The organism is Streptomyces sp. SAI-127, assembly GCF_029894425.1.
In the GTDB taxonomy this organism is placed as follows: domain Bacteria; phylum Actinomycetota; class Actinomycetes; order Streptomycetales; family Streptomycetaceae; genus Streptomyces.
In genome coordinates, this window is the sequence record NZ_JARXYJ010000001.1 from 4,791,746 (window position 1) to 4,808,871 (window position 17,126).

The following is a 17,126-nucleotide window of genomic DNA, read 5'->3' on the forward strand; positions in this document are numbered from 1 at the left end:
CCCAGCCCCCTCAAGGCGGCCCCGGACCTTTCGTCCGGGGCCGCCTCTGTCTTGGAGAAACACATGAGCCCCCGCAAGTCGAACCTGGAATCCACCATCTACTTCGGCGATGACGGCTGGTGGCACGGCCGCGTCACCATGGGCGTGCTCCCCGACGGGAGCCCCGACCGCCGACACCGCATGGCCCGCACCGAGCCCGCCGTGCGGCGCAAAGTCCGTGAACTGGAGAAGCTCCGCGATGAGGGCCGCGCGACAAAGGCGGGCCGTAAGCCCACGGTCGGCCAGTGGATGGAGACCTACCTGACCGATATCGCGAGCCTGAAGCTCAAGCCCCGCTCGCTGGACGACTATTGGTCCAAGACCCGCAACGACATCATCCCTGGCGTCGGGAAGCACCGCATCGACAAGCTCGCCCCCGAGCACCTTGAGCAGATGTACCGGGCCATGCTCGACGCCGGGCGGGCCCCGTCCCACGTGGTCAAGGTGCACCGCATCCTGTCGCGGGCACTGAAGATTGCCCACCGCCGGCGGATGATCGGCGAGAACGTCGCCATGCTGGTCGACCCGCCCAGCATCGACGAGACCGAGACCAACCCCTTCACCCAGGAAGAGGCGAAAGCCTTCCTGGAAGCGGCGGCCAAGCGGCCCACGTTCATGCGCTGGATCGTCGGCGTCGGGATGGGCTTCCGGCAGGGCGAGACCCTGGGACTGCGGTGGCCATACGTCGACCTCCAGGCGGAGCTGTTCCACCCCAGGTGGCAACTTCAGCGGCTCACGTGGCGGCACGGCTGCGGGAACGCGCACGCGTGCGGGGCACGCCTGCACCGCTTCGAGCCCTGCCCGCCGGACTGCGCCACCCACAAGGGGTACAAGCGCGGTTGCCCGAAGCCGTGCACCAAGACGTGCGTCAAGCACGCGAGCATCTGCCCCGAGCGCAAGGGCGGTGGTCTGGCCTTCACGCGCCCCAAGACGAAGAAGAGCACGAACCCGGTGCCGATCCCGCCCGCGTTCATCCCCTACCTGCTCGCGCACAAGGCGCAGCAGGACGAACTACGGGAGACGGCCGGCGAACTGTGGCAGGAGCACGAGGCCGTGTTCACCCGGGTCGACGGTCGACCCATCGACCCGCGCGACGACTGGGAGGAGTTCAAGGAACTACTGGCGGAGGCAGGCATTGCCGACCGTCGCCTCTACGACGGGAGCCGCCACACAGCCGGCACGATCCTGAACGAGCTGGGGGTGGACATGCCCACGATCATGGAGATCCTGCGGCACACCCAGATCAGCCAGACCCGCCGCTACGTCAAGGGGCGCTCGCACCTCTCGAAGGACGCGATGCGCCGGATGGGAGACGCCTTCCTGCCCGCCCAAGCGACGGCACCTGAGCCCGCGACTGAGACTAGAACTGAGACTGGGGACCGCCGCGCGGCACGCGCCCGGCGTCGCCGCCGTATCCAGTAAAAGCAAAAGCCCCAGGTCACGGCGAGTGAGTCCCAGGGCTTTCACAGAGCCGCCTTCGGGATTCGAACCCGAGACCTACGCATTACGAGTGCGTTGCTCTGGCCATCTGAGCTAAGGCGGCGCGCCGTCCGCACCATGGTGCGATCAGCAACGTCGGTAAGTCTACACAGTTTCCGGGGGTGCTCCGCACCAGCCCTCGGGGCACCCACGGACGGTCCGGCGACCAGGCTAAAAGCAGCGTTTCCCGTCCACGGGAGGGGTACCGCGAAGCAGATACGCGTCGATCGCGGAGTCGATGCAGGTGCTGCCGCGGCCGTAGGCGGTGTGGCCGTCGCCCTCGTAGGTGAGCAGGCGGGCCGAGGAGAGCTGGGCGGCCAGGGCGCGGGCCCAGCGGTAGGGGGTGGCCGGGTCGCGGGTGGTGCCGACCACGACGATCGGGGCGGCGCCCTCCGCCTCGATGCGGTGCGGCTCACCCGTGGGCCCGACCGGCCAGTACGCGCAGTTGAGGGAGGCCCAGGCGAGGCCCTCGCCGAAGACGGGGGACGCCTTCTCGAAGGTCGGGACGGCCTTCTCGACCTCCTCAGGGCTGTCGTAGGCGGGCGGGAGGTCGAGGCAGTTCACGGCCGCGTTGGCGGACATCAGGTTGCTGTAGCGGCCGTCGGCGCCCCGCGCGTAGTAGCTGTCGGCGAGGACCAGCAGCCCGGCGCCGTCCTTCTCCTTCATCGCCGAACCGAGCGCCTCCCGCAGCTGGGCCCAGGAGCTCTCGTCGTACATCGCGGCGATCACGCCGGTCGTGGCGAGGGCCTCGCCGAGGCTGCGGCGGTCCGCGTCACCGGTGGGGATCGGGTGTGCGTCCAGCTTGGCGAAGAAGGTTTTGAGGTTCTGTCCGGCCTGCGCGGTCGTCGTGGTCTTCGTGCCGAGCGGGCAGTCCGGCTGCTGCGCGCAGTCCTTCGCGAACGACTGGAACGCCGTCTCGAAGCCCGTCGTCTGGTCGAGGTTCAGCCGGCTCGCGGGCAGCGAGGGGTCCATCGCGCCGTCCAGCACCAGCCGTCCCGAGCGGCCGGGGAACAGTCCCGCGTAGGTCGCCCCGAGGAACGTCCCGTACGACGCCCCCACGTAGTTCAGCTTCGCGTCACCGAGTGCCGCCCGCACGATGTCCATGTCCCGGGCCGTCTCGACCGTCGACACATGCCGCAGCAGCTTCGCCGAGTGCGCGCCGCACCCTTCCGCGAACTTCTTGTAGGCGTCGACGAGTTCGGTGGTCTCGTGTGGGTCGTCGGGGGTGATGTCCGTCTGGGCGTACGTGTCCATGTCCCGCCCGTCGAGGCACTTGACGGGCTCGCTGCGGGCGACTCCGCGCGGATCCACCGCGACCATGTCGTAGCGGGCCCGCACCTCGGCCGGGTAGCCGATCCCGGCGTACGCCTGGAGGTAGCCGATCGCCGAGCCGCCCGGTCCGCCCGGGTTCACGAACAGCGACCCGAGGCGCTTGCCCGGCCCGGTGGCCTTCGTGCGGGAGACGGCGAGCCGGACGTCCCCGTCGGCCGGCTTGTCGTAGTCGAGCGGCACCTTCAGCGTGGCGCACTCGAAACCGGGGTCCCCGCAGCTGTGCCAGCGCGCCTTCTGTCCGTAGTACGGCGTGAGGGCGGCCGGTGTCGACCGCGGCAGCGCGGACAGCGCCACGTCGGCGGCCGAGGTGGCCGCATTCGTCGAAGCACCCGCGGAGCAGGCGGAGGTGAGCAGCGCGGCGACGGCCAGGAGGGCGCCGCCGGTACGGGCCGTGCGCGCCTTGCGAACGGGAAGCTTCCGGCCGACGTGGCGGGGGTTTCGCCTGATGTGCATCGAGCGAGCCTAACTCTCCGCGTTGGATCACATGCCGTCAGTGAACGAGAGGGCCCGTACGAGTGACGCCGTCAACGCGTGATCACCCGCCGGAGCTCAGCCCGCTCTGAGCGCCATCGTCATCGCCTCCACCGCGAGCAGCGGGGCCACATTGCGGTCGAGGGCCTCCCGGCAGGCGCCGATCGCCTCGATACGGCGGAGCGTGGTCTCCGGGGAGCTGCCGCGGGCGAGCCGCTCCAGGGCGTCCTCGGCGTCCGCGTTGGCGATCGCCACCCGTGAGCCGAGCTGGAGGGCGAGGACATCGCGGTAGAAGGCGGTGAGGTCGGTCAGGGCCAGGTCGAGGCTGTCGCGCTGGGTGCGGGTGCGGCGGCGCTTCTGTCTGTCCTCCAGGTCCTTCATCACGCCCGCCGTGCCACGGGGCATCCTGCCGCCCTGGGAGGCGCCCATCGCCGCCTTCAGCTCCTCCGTCTCCTTGCCGTCCATCTCCTCGGCGAGCTGTTTGGCGTCGTCGGCCGCCGCGTCGACGAGTTCCTGTGCCGCCCTGAGACAGCCGCCGACGTCCTCGACGCGCAGGGGCAGCTTCAGTACAGCGGCGCGGCGCTCGCGGGCGGCCGGGTCGGTGGCGAGGCGGCGGGCCCGGTCGACATGGCCCTGGGTGGCACGGGCGGCGGCCATCGCGGCGGCGGGCTCGACGCCCTCCCGGCGCACGAGCATGTCGGCGACGGCTTCCACGGAGGGGGTGCTCAGGTTCAGGTGGCGGCAGCGGGAGCGGATCGTCGGCAGGACGTCCTCGATGGACGGCGCGCACAGCAGCCAGACGGTACGGGGGGCCGGCTCCTCCACGGCCTTGAGGACCGCGTTGGCCGACTTCTCGTTGAGCCGCTCGGCGTCTTCCACCAGGATGATCTGCCAGCGGCCGGTCGCCGGCGAGGTGAACGATTTCCTGACGGTGTCCCGCATGTCGTCGGCGAGGATCTGGCTGCCGACGGCGGCCACGGAGGTGACGTCGGCGTGGGTGCCGATGAGTGACGTATGACACCCGTCGCAGAACCCGCAGCCGGGGATTCCCCCGAGAGCCCGGTCCGGACTGACGCACTGCAGTGCGGCCGCGAAGGCCCTCGCCGCCTGGTTCCGGCCCGCTCCGGGCGGCCCCGTGAACAGCCAGGCATGCGTCATCTTCGACGCCTCGGGCGGCGGGGTGCCGGTGGTGACCTGGGCGTCGGCGTCCCGAGCGGCGGCCGCGAGCTGCTCGCTCACCCGCTCCTGGCCGACCAGGTCGTCCCATACGGTCATGGGTCACGCCGCCCTTTCGTCACGTTTCGCGCTACGGGATCCATTGTGGGGGCGACCACTGACAACGCGGCCGACGGTCGGTTGTCGGCCGCGGGCCGGTGGGGGGGCCGGCCACAACGCACCAGCACCCACACCCACACCCACAGAACAACCGCTAGTGCTGTGACCGCAAAGGTTCGCCGGGTTGCCTGGCAGGATCTCCCCATGCTTGATGAGAAGCTCGACGCGCTTGCGCAGATGATGGCAGAGCACATGGTCAGGCCGTTCCCGCCCGGCTTCCGCGGCCTGGACATCGAGGGCCGGGACATGGTGATGCTCGACTCGGACGCCTATGCCTACGCCGCCTGCGTACACGAAGACCTGCTCAGCGAACAGGCCCACGCACGACTGACGCGGCTGACGTCGGCGTTCGGGGAGGTCCTTCCGGCGATCGACGACGAGTACGCGGCCAAGTACTACACGCATCTGCACAACATGGTCGTGCTGTCTGCCGAGATCGAGAGCCAGCGCAAGAAGTCGTCCCCGCCAGGAGTGCAGCAAACCAGGTGAACCTTTGCGGTCAGAGCACTAGCGCCCCCGACGTCGGCCGCGCTCGTCCCCGTACTCGTCGTCATGTGGCCCGAGCAGCTCGTCGGCGAGCGTGGGCAGATCGTCCAACGGCGTCTCCTCGGCCCAGTCCGACCGCGCCCTCCGCCGAGGCGTCCCCGTCTCGTCGACCTGCGGCAGCTCCCGCGTCCGCTCCTCGTCGCGGAAGTACCCCGGAGGCACCCGATCCGAGGGCCCGTCCCCCGTCACAGGAGGCAGCACAGCCGTCTCGTCCGCCGCACCCGGAGGCACCGGCGGCAGCACCGCGGTCTCGTCGGCCGCACCCGAAGGCACCGGCGGCAGCACCGCCGTCTCATCCGCCGCCCCCGGAGGCACCGGCGGCTGAGGCAGCTCGGCCGTCACGTCGGAGTCGGAGGCGGAGCCATCGGAAGCCTCACCTGCGGACGCATCCTCGTCGTCCTTCTCCATGGACACCCGGGGCAGCACAGCCGTCTCGTCCACCGGCCCGCCCGACGCGTTCGTCGGCGTCACCACAGGCGTGGGCACGGTCGCCGCGTCCATCCCCGCCGCGGGAGCGGCGGCCTTCTTGGGCCCCGCCTCCGCCGCCGCGGCCGCCGACTCGGCGAGCCGCCTGGCCTCCTCCGCCCGCAGCAATGCCTCCTCGGCCTTGCGCTGCTTCTCCAGCCGCCGCTCCTCGGCCTCGGCACGCAGTCGCGCCTCCTCCTCGGCCCGCTTGCGGGCGGCCTCTTCCTGGGCCTTGCGCCGTGCCTCTTCCTCGGCGCGCGCCTTCTCCTCGGCGAGAAGGCGTACCCGCTCCTCCTCTGCCCGCCTGCGCGCTTCCTCGGCCCGCAGCCGGGCTTCCTCCGCCTGCCGCTCGGCCTCGCGTCGCTGGGCCTCCTCCAGCTCGCGCCGCTTGCGCTCCTCCTCCTCGGCCTTCAGCCGGGCCAGCTGCTCCTGGCGCTCACGCTCCAGGCGCTCCTCCTCGGCCTTGCGCGCGGCCTCTTCCTCGGCCTTGCGGCGCGCTTCCTCCTCGGCCTTGCGCCGGGCCTCTTCCTGCTCCCGGATCTCCTGCTCGGACAGCGGCAGCATCTGGTCGAGCCGATGCCGTACGACGGTGGTGACGGCCTCGGGTTCCTGCCCCGCGTCCACGACCAGGTACCGCCCGGCGTCGGCGGCGGCCAGCGTGAGGAATCCGGACCGCACGCGCGCGTGGAACTCCGCCGGCTCCGACTCCAGCCGGTCCGGCGCCTCGGTGAACCGCTCACGGGCGATCTCCGGGGACACATCCAGCAGGACGGTCAGATGAGGCACCAGACCGTCCGTCGCCCAGCGGTTGATGCGGGCGATCTCCGTCGGGGACAGGTCGCGCCCGGCGCCCTGGTAAGCCACGGAGGAGTCGATGTACCGGTCGGAGATCACGACCGCACCGCGCTCCAGTGCGGGCCTGACCACGGTGTCCACGTGCTCCGCGCGGTCCGCCGCGTACAGCAGCGCCTCCGCCCGGTGCGAGAGCCCGGCGCTCGACACGTCCAGCAGGATCGACCGCAGCCGCTTGCCCACCGGGGTCGCCCCCGGCTCGCGTGTCACCACGACCTCGTGGCCCTTGGCCCGGATCCACTCGGCGAGCGCCTCGGCCTGGGTGGACTTCCCGGCCCCGTCGCCGCCCTCGAGCGCGATGAAGAAGCCATTGTCGGCGGGCACGGTCACCGGGTCGTCGCCGCCGAGCAGCGCGTCCCGCAGGTCGTGCCGCAGGGGGACGCCGGACCGGTCGTCGACCTTGGCCAGCACCAGCGCGGCGACCGGCAGCAGGAGCGCGCCGACCAGCATCAGGGTGAACGCGGCACCGCCGTGCGCGAACACGAACTTGCCGTTCACCAGCCGGTGCGGACCGATCGCCGCGGCCACCACGGGGGCGACGAGCGCGCCGAGCGCCACGCCGACCCGCACGACCGCGTGCAGATGCTCGGTGGTCCGCGCCCGCCGGTACTCCTCGGTCTCCTGGTCGAGCAGGGTGTGCCCGGTGTTGGCGGCCACACCCGCGCCGACACCGGCCAGCGCGTCGATCAGCAGCACGGTGGTGACGTCCGGGACGAGCCCGGCGGCCAGCAGGGCGATGCCGGTGAAGGCGATCGCCAGCGCGAGCAGCCGGCGCCGCGACAGCGAGACCAGCACCTTGGGTGCCGTACGGACACCGACCACGACACCGCCGGTCAGCGCGGCCACCATCAGGCCGTACATCACCGGGCCGCCGCCCAGGTCCTTGGCGTGCAGCACGGCGACGGCCACGGCGGCCGCGATCGCTCCGGCTACGGCCACGCAGGCCGCCACCAGCAGCGGAATCGCGCCGGTACGGCCCTTGTCGACGCCGGTGCCCGTCTTGGGCCGGCGCAGCCCCTCCAGCGGCGAACGCGCGCGCGGGGTGCGTGTGCCGGGCAGTTCCAGGAAGGTCAGCACGGACAGGGACGCGGCGAACAGACCTGCCGCGACGTACGAGGCGAGGGCCGCCTGGTGCTGGCCGAACCAGTCGAGGCCGGAGCCCAGCAGGTTGTTGAGCAGGCCTGCGGCGACGAGCGCGGCACCGGCCAGCGGGATCGCCAGGAAGGTCGTCCGCAGCGACAGGCGGCGCAGTGCGTCCAGGTGGTCGGGCAGCGGTCGTACCGTCGCCCCCTCCGGGGGAGGTTCCGGCAGCAGGGCGGGCGCCGCGCTCTCGCGGCACACGGTCCAGAAGCGCTCGGCGACCCCGGTCACGAAGGCGGTCACCAGGAGCATCGCGAGGGCGTTGTCCGGCGTCCAGTCGATCCACAGCGGCGCGACGATGAACAGGGCGAGCCTGACTCCGTCCGCGCCGACCATGGTCCAGCGGCGGTCGAGCGGCCCCTCGTGCGAAGTGAGCGAGGTCAGCGGGCCGAGCAGGACGGCGCCGAAGAGCAGCGTCGCCAGGATGCGCGTACCGAAGACGGTCGCCACTGCGAACGCCACGCCCCGGTAGCCGCCGCCGAACGAGCCCTGGGCGATGGCCGCCTGAAGGGCCAGCAGCACCAGCACCAGGAGTGCGAGGGTGTCGCCGATCCCGCCGACGAGCTGGGCGCTCCACAGGCGTTTGAGCTGGGGCCTGCGCAGCAGGGCGCGGACGGCGCGCTCGCGGGAGTCCGCGACCAGGGCGTCGTCGGGGGCCGGGTCAAGGGCCGTTGGCTGCTGGGCACGGGTCATGCATTCAGCCTATCGGGAGCCACCGACAGCCCGGGGAGCGCGTCCGCAGGTGCGCACGCCCCGACACCAAAGTGATGCCGGGGCGTTCGCATTGCGAAGCCTCAGTGGAGGATTCGGGCCCGAAAACAGGGCCGGACTCAGTCCTCGGACGCCGTTTTGGAAGCTGTCGCCTTCTTGGCGGTGGTCTTCTTCGCTGTCGTCTTCTTCGCGGCCGTGGTCGTCTTCTTCGCCGCGGTCTTGGCGGGCGTCGCCTTCTTGGCCGGGGCCTTCTTGGCGGGCGCCTTCTTGGCCGTCTTCTTGGCGGGCGTCTTGGCCCGCTTCTCGGCGAGCAGTTCGAAACCGCGCTCCGGGGTGATCTCCTCGACGCTGTCGCCGGAGCGCAGGGTCGCGTTGGTCTCCCCGTCGGTCACGTACGGTCCGAAGCGGCCGTCCTTGACCACGACCGGCTTCTCGCTGACCGGGTCGGTGCCCAGCTCCTTCAGCGGCGGCTTGGCGGCGGCCCGGCCGCGCTGCTTGGGCTGGGCGTAGATCGCCAGCGCCTCTTCGAGGGTGATCGTGAAGAGCTGGTCCTCGGTCTGCAGCGAGCGCGAGTCCGTGCCCTTCTTCAGATACGGCCCATAGCGGCCGTTCTGCGCGGTGATCTCCTGGCCCTCCGCGTCGGCGCCCACGACCCGCGGCAGCGACATCAGCTTGAGCGCGTCCTCGAGCGTCACCGTGTCCAGGGACATCGACTTGAACAGCGAGGCCGTACGCGGCTTCACGGCGTTCTTGCCGGTCTTCGGGGTGCCCTCGGGGAGCACCTCGGTGACGTACGGGCCGTAGCGGCCGTCGCGGGCGATGATCTGATGACCCGTCACCGGGTCGGCACCGAGCTCGAAGTCACCGCTCGGCTTGGCGAGCAGCTCCTCCGCGAGCTCCACGGACAGCTCGTCGGGCGCCAGGTCCTCGGGCACGTCCGCCCGCTGGTGGTTCTCGGAGTCCTTCTCGCCGCGCTCGATGTACGGGCCGTAGCGGCCGACCCTGAGCACGATGTCGTTGCCCACCGGGAAGGACGACACCTCGCGCGCGTCGATCGCGCCCAGGTCGGTCACCAGCTCCTTGAGACCGCCGAGGTGGTCCCCGTCGCCGTTGCCGGCGTCGGCCGCGCCGCCCGCGGCTGCGCCCTCGCCGAAGTAGAAGCGCCTCAGCCATGGCACGGACTGCGCCTGACCGGCCGCGATGCGGTCGAGGTCGTCCTCCATCCGGGCGGTGAAGTCGTAGTCGACGAGCCTGCCGAAGTGCTTCTCCAGGAGATTGACCACGGCGAAGGACAGGAAGGACGGCACCAGTGCCGTGCCCTTCTTGAAGACATAGCCGCGGTCGAGGATCGTGCCGATGATCGACGCGTATGTCGACGGGCGGCCGATCTCGCGCTCCTCGAGCTCCTTGACCAGGCTGGCCTCGGTGTAGCGGGCCGGGGGCTTGGTGGCGTGCCCGTCGACCGTGATCTCCTCGGCGCTCAGGGCGTCGCCCTCGGCGACCTGGGGCAGCCTGCGCTCGCGGTCGTCCAGCTCGGCGTTCGGGTCGTCGGCGCCTTCGACGTAGGCCTTGAGGAAGCCGTGGAAGGTGATCGTCTTGCCGGAGGCGCTGAACTCGACGTCCCGCCCGTCGGCGGCGGTGCCACCGATCTTCACGGTCACGCTGTTGCCGGTCGCGTCCTTCATCTGCGAGGCGACCGTGCGCTTCCAGATCAACTCGTAGAGCTTGAACTGGTCGCCGGTCAGACCGGTCTCGGCGGGCGTACGGAAACGATCACCCGAGGGGCGGATCGCCTCGTGCGCCTCCTGCGCGTTCTTGACCTTCCCGGCGTAGGTGCGCGGGGACGACGGCAGGTAGTCGGCGCCGTACAACTGCGTGACCTGGGCGCGGGCCGCGGTGATGGCGGTGTCGCTCAGGGTTGTGGAGTCCGTACGCATATAAGTGATGAAGCCGTTCTCGTACAGCTTCTGGGCCACCTGCATGGTCGCCTTCGCGCCGAAGCCGAGCTTGCGCGAGGCCTCCTGCTGGAGGGTCGTCGTACGGAACGGGGCGTACGGCGAGCGGCGGTACGGCTTGGACTCGACCGAGCGGACCGCGAACCGCGTCTGGTCCAGGGCCGCGGCCAGGGCGCGGGCGTTCGCCTCGTCGAGGTGAAGGGTGTTCGCGCTCTTCAGTTGTCCCACGGAGTCGAAGTCGCGGCCCTGCGCGACCCGCCTGCCGTCGACGGTTTGGAGGCGGGCGACCAGCGACGACGGGTCCGAGGAGTCCCCCGCGCGGCCGGTCGCGAAGGTGCCCGTCAGGTCCCAGTACTCGGCAGAACGAAACGCGATGCGCTCGCGTTCCCGCTCCACCACGAGCCGGGTCGCGACCGACTGGACACGGCCGGCCGACAGGCGCGGCATGACCTTCTTCCACAGGACCGGCGAGACCTCGTAGCCGTAGAGGCGGTCGAGGATGCGGCGGGTCTCCTGTGCGTCGACCAGCTTCTGGTTCAGCTCGCGCGGGTTGGCGACGGCAGCCTGGATCGCGGCCTTGGTGATCTCGTGGAAGACCATCCGCTTGACCGGGACCTTGGGCTTGAGCACCTCCTGGAGGTGCCAGGCGATCGCCTCGCCCTCGCGGTCCTCATCGGTGGCGAGGAAGAGCTCGTCGGAGTCCTTCAGTAGATCCTTGAGCTTCTTGACCTGGGCCCGCTTGTCGGCGTTGACGACATAGATCGGCGCGAAGTCGTGCTCGACGTCCACGCCGAGGCGGCGGACCTCTCCGGTGTACTTCTCCGGCACTTCCGCGGCGCCGTTGGGGAGGTCGCGGATGTGCCCGACGCTCGCCTCGACGACGTATCCGGGGCCGAGATAGCCCTTGATCGTCTTCGCCTTGGCAGGCGACTCGACGATGACGAGTCGGCGGCCGCCCTTTGCGGTCTCGCTGGTCGGGGACAACTTCGCTCTTCTCTCCGGTCGACACTGGGGTCTCCCCAGGCCTTGGTTCCCGGGGTCGGGTCATGCTGACGCTGCGGAGTGTGACGGTACATCCCGCCCCCGTGTCAAACGGGAAAAGCCCGCAACGGCCACTCGAACGGTAACCCGACTACCGCCATTCCTGCCGCCTCGAGTGCCCACCGGCCTTTTCGAGCTCATCCGGAGGGTGATCTCCCCATTACCGGTCGACCCGCTCGCACAGACGTCCCGGGAGCCGTCCTAGAGACGGGTGAAGCACCATGCGGCGAGGGCCAGCGTGATGAGCGCGGCGAGGGTCGCGACGGTCGCGGATGCGACGGGACTCACACCGTGGGCGACGGGTTCGCGATGGCACACCCGGGCCGCGGTCCACACCAGCAGCCCTCCTCCGAACAGGGCGAACATCATTCCCGCGAAGATCGCCGGTCCGCTCTCCATGGCTCCCCGTGCCCCTTTTCTCCTGCCCGCGCGTGCACCTTCGATGGAGACTGGCACGCGCGGGCGGCGGACAGACGAACCCCGGGTGAACGCCGCACCGACACGACCGCGGACTCCCCCGACCGGCCCCCGGCCGACCGCCCGATCGCCACTCCGGCCGTCCCGGTCGGCCACGGAACCCGTCCGGTTCTCGTCCGGCCGGTTCACGCTCGCTTCTCACCCGAATCCCGCGCTTCCCCGAGGGGGCACGACCGGATTCCGCGCGGAAACCGACCGGATTCAGACCGCGCCGGGCGGGGGTATCTTCCCGCTCGACTTCTTGTTGTCGGTCAGGCTGACCGTGCACACGATCTTGTTGAATCCCTTCTTCCAGTCGTCCTCGTCGGCCACCCAGCCGTACACGAGACGCTCCTGGTCAGGCGCCCAGCTCGACTCGAATTTGTTGCCGCACAACTTGGTCGCGTTGTCGGTGCCCTTCTTGTAACCCATTCCGGCCGGGGCCTGAACAGTGCCGATCACCTGGTCGGTGTGGGCTTTCGAGCAGTCGGTGAGCGGAGCCTTGTAGCCGTCGTCGAGCTGCTGGTAGACCCAGCAGTCGCCGACGCTCATCTGTCCCACCCACAAGTCGGTGCCCAGGTCCCGGAAGCGGCCCACCTCACCGCCTATCGCGGCATGGCGGCCGAGTACGAGACATGCCGTACCGCTGCCCGCCGCACCGAAGCCCTCCTCGGTCGGCAGAACGGCGTACCCGGCCGCGTCCGGCAGCGCGTCCACGACGGCCCTGCTCAGGTTCGCGCAGCGTTTCGCGCCCTGGGCCCTGGCGTCGGCGAAGTCGGCGGCCGTGTCGACGGCCACCACCTGGCCGTCCGGCCAGTCGTCCGCGCAGTCCACGACCCCCAGGTTCGGCGCCGACTTGAACGGCGTCCCCGACCAGACCGCCTGCACGCAGTCCCCGGTCTCCAGGGGCTCGTCGAACCCGACCACCTCGCCGTACGGCAGCACGGGCCCGGTGGGCGACGCTCCCTGTGACGAACGGGCGCTCGTGCTCGGCGAGGACTTGGTCGCCGTGTCCTTCTTGCCGTCGTCCCCGGTCAGCGACATGACTCCCCACGCACCGCCCGCGACGACGAGGAGAACACCGACGACGAGAGCGACGAGAGCGAGGCGTTTCCTGGCGCCGGGACGCGGCGGCGGGGGTGGGGCCGGCGAGAACGGCGCCTGGCCTCCGGGTCCGCCAGGACCGACGGGTCCGCCGAAGGCGGTGGGTGCGCCGGCGACGGTGGGGCTGCCGTGCGCACCCGGGCCGCCGTATCCGGCGGGCGTCCCGCTCCCGTACGGCTGCGCGGAGCCACCGCCCGAATACGGTGCCGAACCTCCACCGCCGTAGGGGGAGCCCGGACGACCGTTGCCGTACGGGGAGCTTGGGCCACGGCCGCCGTACGGGGAGCTTGGGCCACCGCCGCCGTACGGTGGCGAGGAGCCCTCGCTCGCATACGGCCCCGCATTGGCTTCGCCACGCGCGTACGGATCCGCCGAAGCCTCACCCCGCACATGTTGCCCGGCCGAGCCCTCGCCGCCTGCATACGGCGAACCCGCCCCCTGCGCATAGGGGTTGCCCGGTTCCGGCGCTTGCCCTGCCGCGGGCGGCCATGCGCTGTACGGCGGCGCCGAGCCGGGTGTCACCGCCGGTGTGGCCGGTTCCCCGGGGCCGGGGGGCGTGTCGGCCGCACCTGCTCCAGCAGGGGTCGCGTCGGCCGGGCCACCGCCATCGGCCGCGCCCACCGGAGTGTGCGGCGTCTGTGGAGTCCCCGGTGTCTGCGGAGTACCCGGCGCCGGCCCCCAGCCACCGCCAGGCGGCCCGAACCCTCCCGCCGAGAAGCCGTACCCCGGCCCCGCCGCACCCCCGGCGCCCCAGCCCCCCTGCAAGACCCGCTCCAGCCCCCGCTTCACCGTCTCCGGCGAGAACCTGCGCACGGGGTCCTTGACCAGCAACCCCAGCAGCACCGGCGTGAGTTCACCGGCCCGGGCGGGCGGGGTGGGATCCTCGCCCAGCAGGGCCGTCAGCGTGGCGAACTCGCCGTGGCGGTCGAAGGGGCCGCGGCCCTCGACAGTGGCGTACAGCGTGGCGCCCAGGGAGAACAGGTCGGCGGCCGGGGTGGGCGGTTCGCCCCGGGCGCGCTCCGGCGCGAGATAGCCCGGGGTGCCGAGGATGCCCGCGGTCGCGGTGAGACGGGGCTCGCGGGACTCGGGCTGGAGGGCGATGCCGTAGTCGGTGAGCAGCACGCGCGCGTGGGGGTCGCCCGAAGCGTCCGGCGCCAGAAGGATGTTGGCCGGTTTCACATCCCTGTGGAGGATGCCGACGCGGTGTCCCGCGGTGAGGGCGTCGAGGACGGCGAGGCCGATGCGGGCCGCCTGCTCGGGCGACAGCGGCCCCGAACGCCGTACGACCGCCTGGAGGTCGACCGCGTCCGGCACGTACTCCATGACGATCCACGGCAGCCCCTCGTGGACCACCACATCGTGCACCGTCGCCACATGGGGATGGCCGCGCAGCCGGGCCGCGTGCCGGGCCTCGCTGCGGGCCCGGGCAATGCGCTGTGCCGTCTCGCCCGCGTCCATCGGCGCGTCCGGAAGCGCGATCTCCTTCATCGCGACCTCGCAGGCCAGCTCGTCGTCGTACGCCAGCCAGACACGGCCCATGCCGCCCGCGCCGAGCGTCCGCAGCAGCCGGTACCGGCCGTTGATGGTCCTGCCTTCACCCTGATCCGGCGTCTCCCCCGCCATCACGCCTCCCCCCGAGACCCGAGCACCGGGTCCGAGACAGCGCGCCTCCCCCGAGAACGCGTCAGCTCTGTCTCTCGAAGGTAGCTTCGCACCTGCCACTGACAGGAGCCCTTTTCCGGAGCAATCCCGCCAGAGCGGACACAGGGGCCTCAGGAGGCCGACCCCGCCTCAGCAGTGGCCGGCCGGTGTCAGGTCACGCGGGCTCCAGGAACCCCTGCTCCACCAGCAGCCGGATCTGCGCGGGCGTACGGTCGCGCAGCATGACCGGGTCCTCGCTCATGAGCTGGGCGATCGCGTCGAGAATGCGGCCCGCGCTCAGCGAGCCGTCGCACACCCCGGCGAAGCCCGCGCCGACGGTGTCCACCTTGGTGGCCCGGCGCATCCCGCGGTGCTGGCGCAGCACCACGTGCTCCGGGTCCTCCGCGCCGGGCAGCCCGACCTGCTCCTGGATGATCTCGGGCGCGAGCCTGAAGTGCGCCTCCAGCAGGGCCGCGTCGTCGTGGGCGCGCAGGTAGTCGAGGCGTTCGAAGTGCTCCCTGACGGTGTCGCCGAGGGGCTGCTCGACCGGGTGCGGCCACTCCTCCACGGTGACCGAGGGCTCGGCGGATCCCGTCCTGCGCAGGGTGATCCAGCCGAAGCCGACGGCCCGCACCTTGCGTGCCTCGAACTCGTCCAGCCAGGCGTCGTAGAGCGCCTGGTACTCGGCCGGGTCGGCCCGGTGGTCACCGGCGTCCCTGAGCCACAGCTCGGCGTACTGCGTGACGTCCTGCACCTCGCGCTGCACGACCCACGCGTCGCACCCGCGCGGCAGCCACGACCTGAGCCTGTCCTGCCAGTCCTCCCCCTCGACGTGCTGCCAGTTGGCGAGGAACTGCGCGAACCCGCCCTCGTTCAGCAACGCCCCCGCCCCCTGAACGACCGAGCGGCACAGATCGTCCCCGCCCATCCCGCCGTCGCGATACGTCAGCCGCGCGCCCGGAGAGATCACGAAGGGCGGGTTCGACACGATCAGGTCGTACGTCTCCCCCTGTTTGAGCGGCTCGAACAGGGAACCCTTCCGCAGATCGGCCGCCGGGGCTCCGGACAGCGCCAGCGTGAGCGCGGTGATGTGCAGTGCGCGGGGGTTGAGATCGGTCGCCGTCACGCGCGTGGCGTGCTGTACGGCGTGCAGGGCCTGGATCCCGGAGCCGGTACCGAGGTCGAGGGCGGAGGCGACGGGGGTACGGACGGTGAGGCCGGCCAGGGTCGTGGAGGCACCGCCGACCCCGAGGACGACACCCTCGTCACGGCTGCCGATGCCGCCGGCGCCGCCGACGGCACAGCCGAGGTCCGACACGATGAACCAGTCCTCGCCGCCGGGTCCGCCGTACGGCCGTACGTCCACCGTCGCGGCCACCTCAGAGCTGCCGACACGGACCAGCCAGCCGCTCTCCAGACACGCGTCGACCGGCACGACGTCCGCCACGCGCGCGTGGGGCACCGGCTCCTGGAGGAGGAACAGGCGTACGAGCACCGCCAGCGGGGTGTCCCCGCGGGTCGCCCGGAGCGCGGGCACGGTCTCGCTGCGCGCAAGTGCCGCGTACGCGGGCGCGCCGAGCAGCTCTAGCAGGCCGTCGGCGGTGAAGGAGGCCCCGATCAGGGCGTCCCGCAGCCGGGCGGTGACGTCGGGACGGCCGGGGGCGGGGGCGGCGGGCAGCGGGGGCAGGCTGGAGGTACTCACGCCCTCCATTGTGGCCCGCGCCCGCCGCGCCGCACGCCTCACCGAGCCACTCGCGGCGCCGCTCAGCCACCGCGGACGCCGAGCCGTGGGTCAGTGGCGAAGCCGACGCCCGCCCTCGTGCGGCGCCTCGTACGCGGGCGCACCACGGCGCGGCCGCTCAGTGGTCGGCAGCCCCGAGCGCGCTCAGCTGTCCGTCGCCGACGCGGACGCCCCCGGAGACGTCGAGGCCTGCTTGCAGCCGGACTGCTCGGACAGTGCCTGCTTGGTGTCGCCCGACTCCAGGTCCTTCAGCGCGGCGAGCGCGGTCTGGCGCTGCGTCTCCACCTTGTTCATCTCGGCCGAGACCTCCTTGAGGCCGGTCGCGAACTTCGCCTGGTCCTTGGTGTTGAGCCCGTCCACCTGCGTCTTCATGTCGGCATAGGCGGCCGAGAGAGCCGTGAGCTGCTTGACGGCGGCCTGGAGCTTCTTCTCACCGTCCTCGGCACCGGGAGGCGCCCCGGCGGTGCTGATGACCGTGGCGCGCGCCTTGTAGCCGTCGGCAAGGTCCTGGAAGGCCTGGGAGTCGGCCTTCTGGAGCTCCGCCGGGGTGCTCTCGGTGTCCTCGGCCGCCTTGGTGATCGCGTCGTAGGCCGCCGTGATCTTCTTGTTCTGGGCCGGCACCAGGTCACAGACCTTCTTGGCCCAGGCGTCGAGTTCCTTGTTGTCCTCGCTGCCACCGCATCCCGTCAGTGCCAGTACCAGTACCGCACCGCCGGACAGTGCGGCCGCGAGCTTCGTGTTCACCGGATCGGTCCCTTCCGTGGCTCTCAGCCCCCGGACCTTACACAGCACACGCACCACACCCACGCACTTAATGT

The 17,126-nt window shown here is 71.4% G+C and carries 10 protein-coding genes and 1 tRNA gene; 2 read left to right on the forward strand and 9 right to left on the reverse strand.

What is annotated here, in order from left to right:
- Positions 1 to 63: 63 nt before the first annotated feature.
- Positions 64 to 1,461, forward strand: a complete 1,398-nt coding sequence (locus M2157_RS21880) for a tyrosine-type recombinase/integrase (RefSeq protein ID WP_280866011.1) — start codon at positions 64 to 66, stop codon at positions 1,459 to 1,461.
- Between the two features lie 47 nt (positions 1,462 to 1,508).
- On the opposite strand, the gene M2157_RS21885 is transcribed toward M2157_RS21880, so the two are convergent.
- From M2157_RS21885 to M2157_RS21895, 3 genes are all read right to left on the reverse strand, one after another.
- Positions 1,509 to 1,582: transfer RNA gene (locus M2157_RS21885), tRNA-Thr, on the reverse strand.
- Positions 1,583 to 1,689: 107 nt separating this feature from the next.
- Positions 1,690 to 3,303 (reverse strand): alpha/beta hydrolase, encoded by a 1,614-nt coding sequence (locus tag M2157_RS21890; protein ID WP_280866012.1) that lies wholly within the window; start codon positions 3,301 to 3,303, stop codon positions 1,690 to 1,692.
- Between the two features lie 96 nt (positions 3,304 to 3,399).
- On the reverse strand, positions 3,400 to 4,596 hold the full coding sequence (locus tag M2157_RS21895; RefSeq protein ID WP_280866013.1) for a DNA polymerase III subunit delta': 1,197 nt from the start codon (positions 4,594 to 4,596) through the stop codon (positions 3,400 to 3,402).
- Between the two features lie 204 nt (positions 4,597 to 4,800).
- On the opposite strand from M2157_RS21895, the gene M2157_RS21900 reads away from it, so the two are divergent.
- Positions 4,801 to 5,145: a hypothetical protein gene (locus tag M2157_RS21900; protein WP_280866014.1), complete on the forward strand. Its 345-nt coding sequence runs from the start codon at positions 4,801 to 4,803 to the stop codon at positions 5,143 to 5,145.
- A gap of 18 nt (positions 5,146 to 5,163) precedes the next feature.
- On the opposite strand, the gene tmk is transcribed toward M2157_RS21900, so the two are convergent.
- The 6 genes from tmk to M2157_RS21930 form a co-directional block, all read right to left on the reverse strand.
- Complete coding sequence (gene tmk, locus M2157_RS21905) at positions 5,164 to 8,352, reverse strand: dTMP kinase (RefSeq protein WP_280866015.1); 3,189 nt, start codon at positions 8,350 to 8,352, stop codon at positions 5,164 to 5,166.
- A 137-nt stretch (positions 8,353 to 8,489) separates the two neighbouring features.
- A complete protein-coding gene (gene topA / locus M2157_RS21910; protein ID WP_280866016.1) occupies positions 8,490 to 11,309 on the reverse strand; it encodes a type I DNA topoisomerase in 2,820 nt (939 codons plus the stop codon).
- 258 nt (positions 11,310 to 11,567) lie between these two features.
- Entirely contained in the window at positions 11,568 to 11,765 is a 198-nt protein-coding gene (locus tag M2157_RS21915) for a hypothetical protein (RefSeq protein WP_280866017.1), read from the reverse strand.
- A 279-nt stretch (positions 11,766 to 12,044) separates the two neighbouring features.
- A complete protein-coding gene (locus M2157_RS21920; RefSeq protein ID WP_280866018.1) occupies positions 12,045 to 14,549 on the reverse strand; it encodes a serine/threonine-protein kinase in 2,505 nt (834 codons plus the stop codon).
- A 193-nt stretch (positions 14,550 to 14,742) separates the two neighbouring features.
- Complete coding sequence (locus tag M2157_RS21925) at positions 14,743 to 16,269, reverse strand: class I SAM-dependent methyltransferase (protein WP_280866019.1); 1,527 nt, start codon at positions 16,267 to 16,269, stop codon at positions 14,743 to 14,745.
- 183 nt (positions 16,270 to 16,452) lie between these two features.
- On the reverse strand, positions 16,453 to 17,052 hold the full coding sequence (locus M2157_RS21930; protein ID WP_280863369.1) for a small secreted protein: 600 nt from the start codon (positions 17,050 to 17,052) through the stop codon (positions 16,453 to 16,455).
- Between the last annotated feature and the right edge of the window lie 74 nt (positions 17,053 to 17,126).

What these genes read in the sequence shown, in the direction of transcription:
- M2157_RS21880 (WP_280866011.1), top strand. Translation starts at nt 64, where the DNA reads ATGAGCCCCCGCAAGTCGAACCTGGAATCCACCATCTACTTCGGCGAT.
- M2157_RS21900 (WP_280866014.1), top strand. Translation starts at nt 4,801, where the DNA reads ATGCTTGATGAGAAGCTCGACGCGCTTGCGCAGATGATGGCAGAGCAC.
- tmk (WP_280866015.1), bottom strand. Translation starts at nt 8,352, where the DNA reads ATGACCCGTGCCCAGCAGCCAACGGCCCTTGACCCGGCCCCCGACGAC.
- M2157_RS21890 (WP_280866012.1), bottom strand. Translation starts at nt 3,303, where the DNA reads ATGCACATCAGGCGAAACCCCCGCCACGTCGGCCGGAAGCTTCCCGTT.
- M2157_RS21920 (WP_280866018.1), bottom strand. Translation starts at nt 14,549, where the DNA reads ATGGCGGGGGAGACGCCGGATCAGGGTGAAGGCAGGACCATCAACGGC.
- M2157_RS21895 (WP_280866013.1), bottom strand. Translation starts at nt 4,596, where the DNA reads ATGACCGTATGGGACGACCTGGTCGGCCAGGAGCGGGTGAGCGAGCAG.
- M2157_RS21915 (WP_280866017.1), bottom strand. Translation starts at nt 11,765, where the DNA reads ATGGAGAGCGGACCGGCGATCTTCGCGGGAATGATGTTCGCCCTGTTC.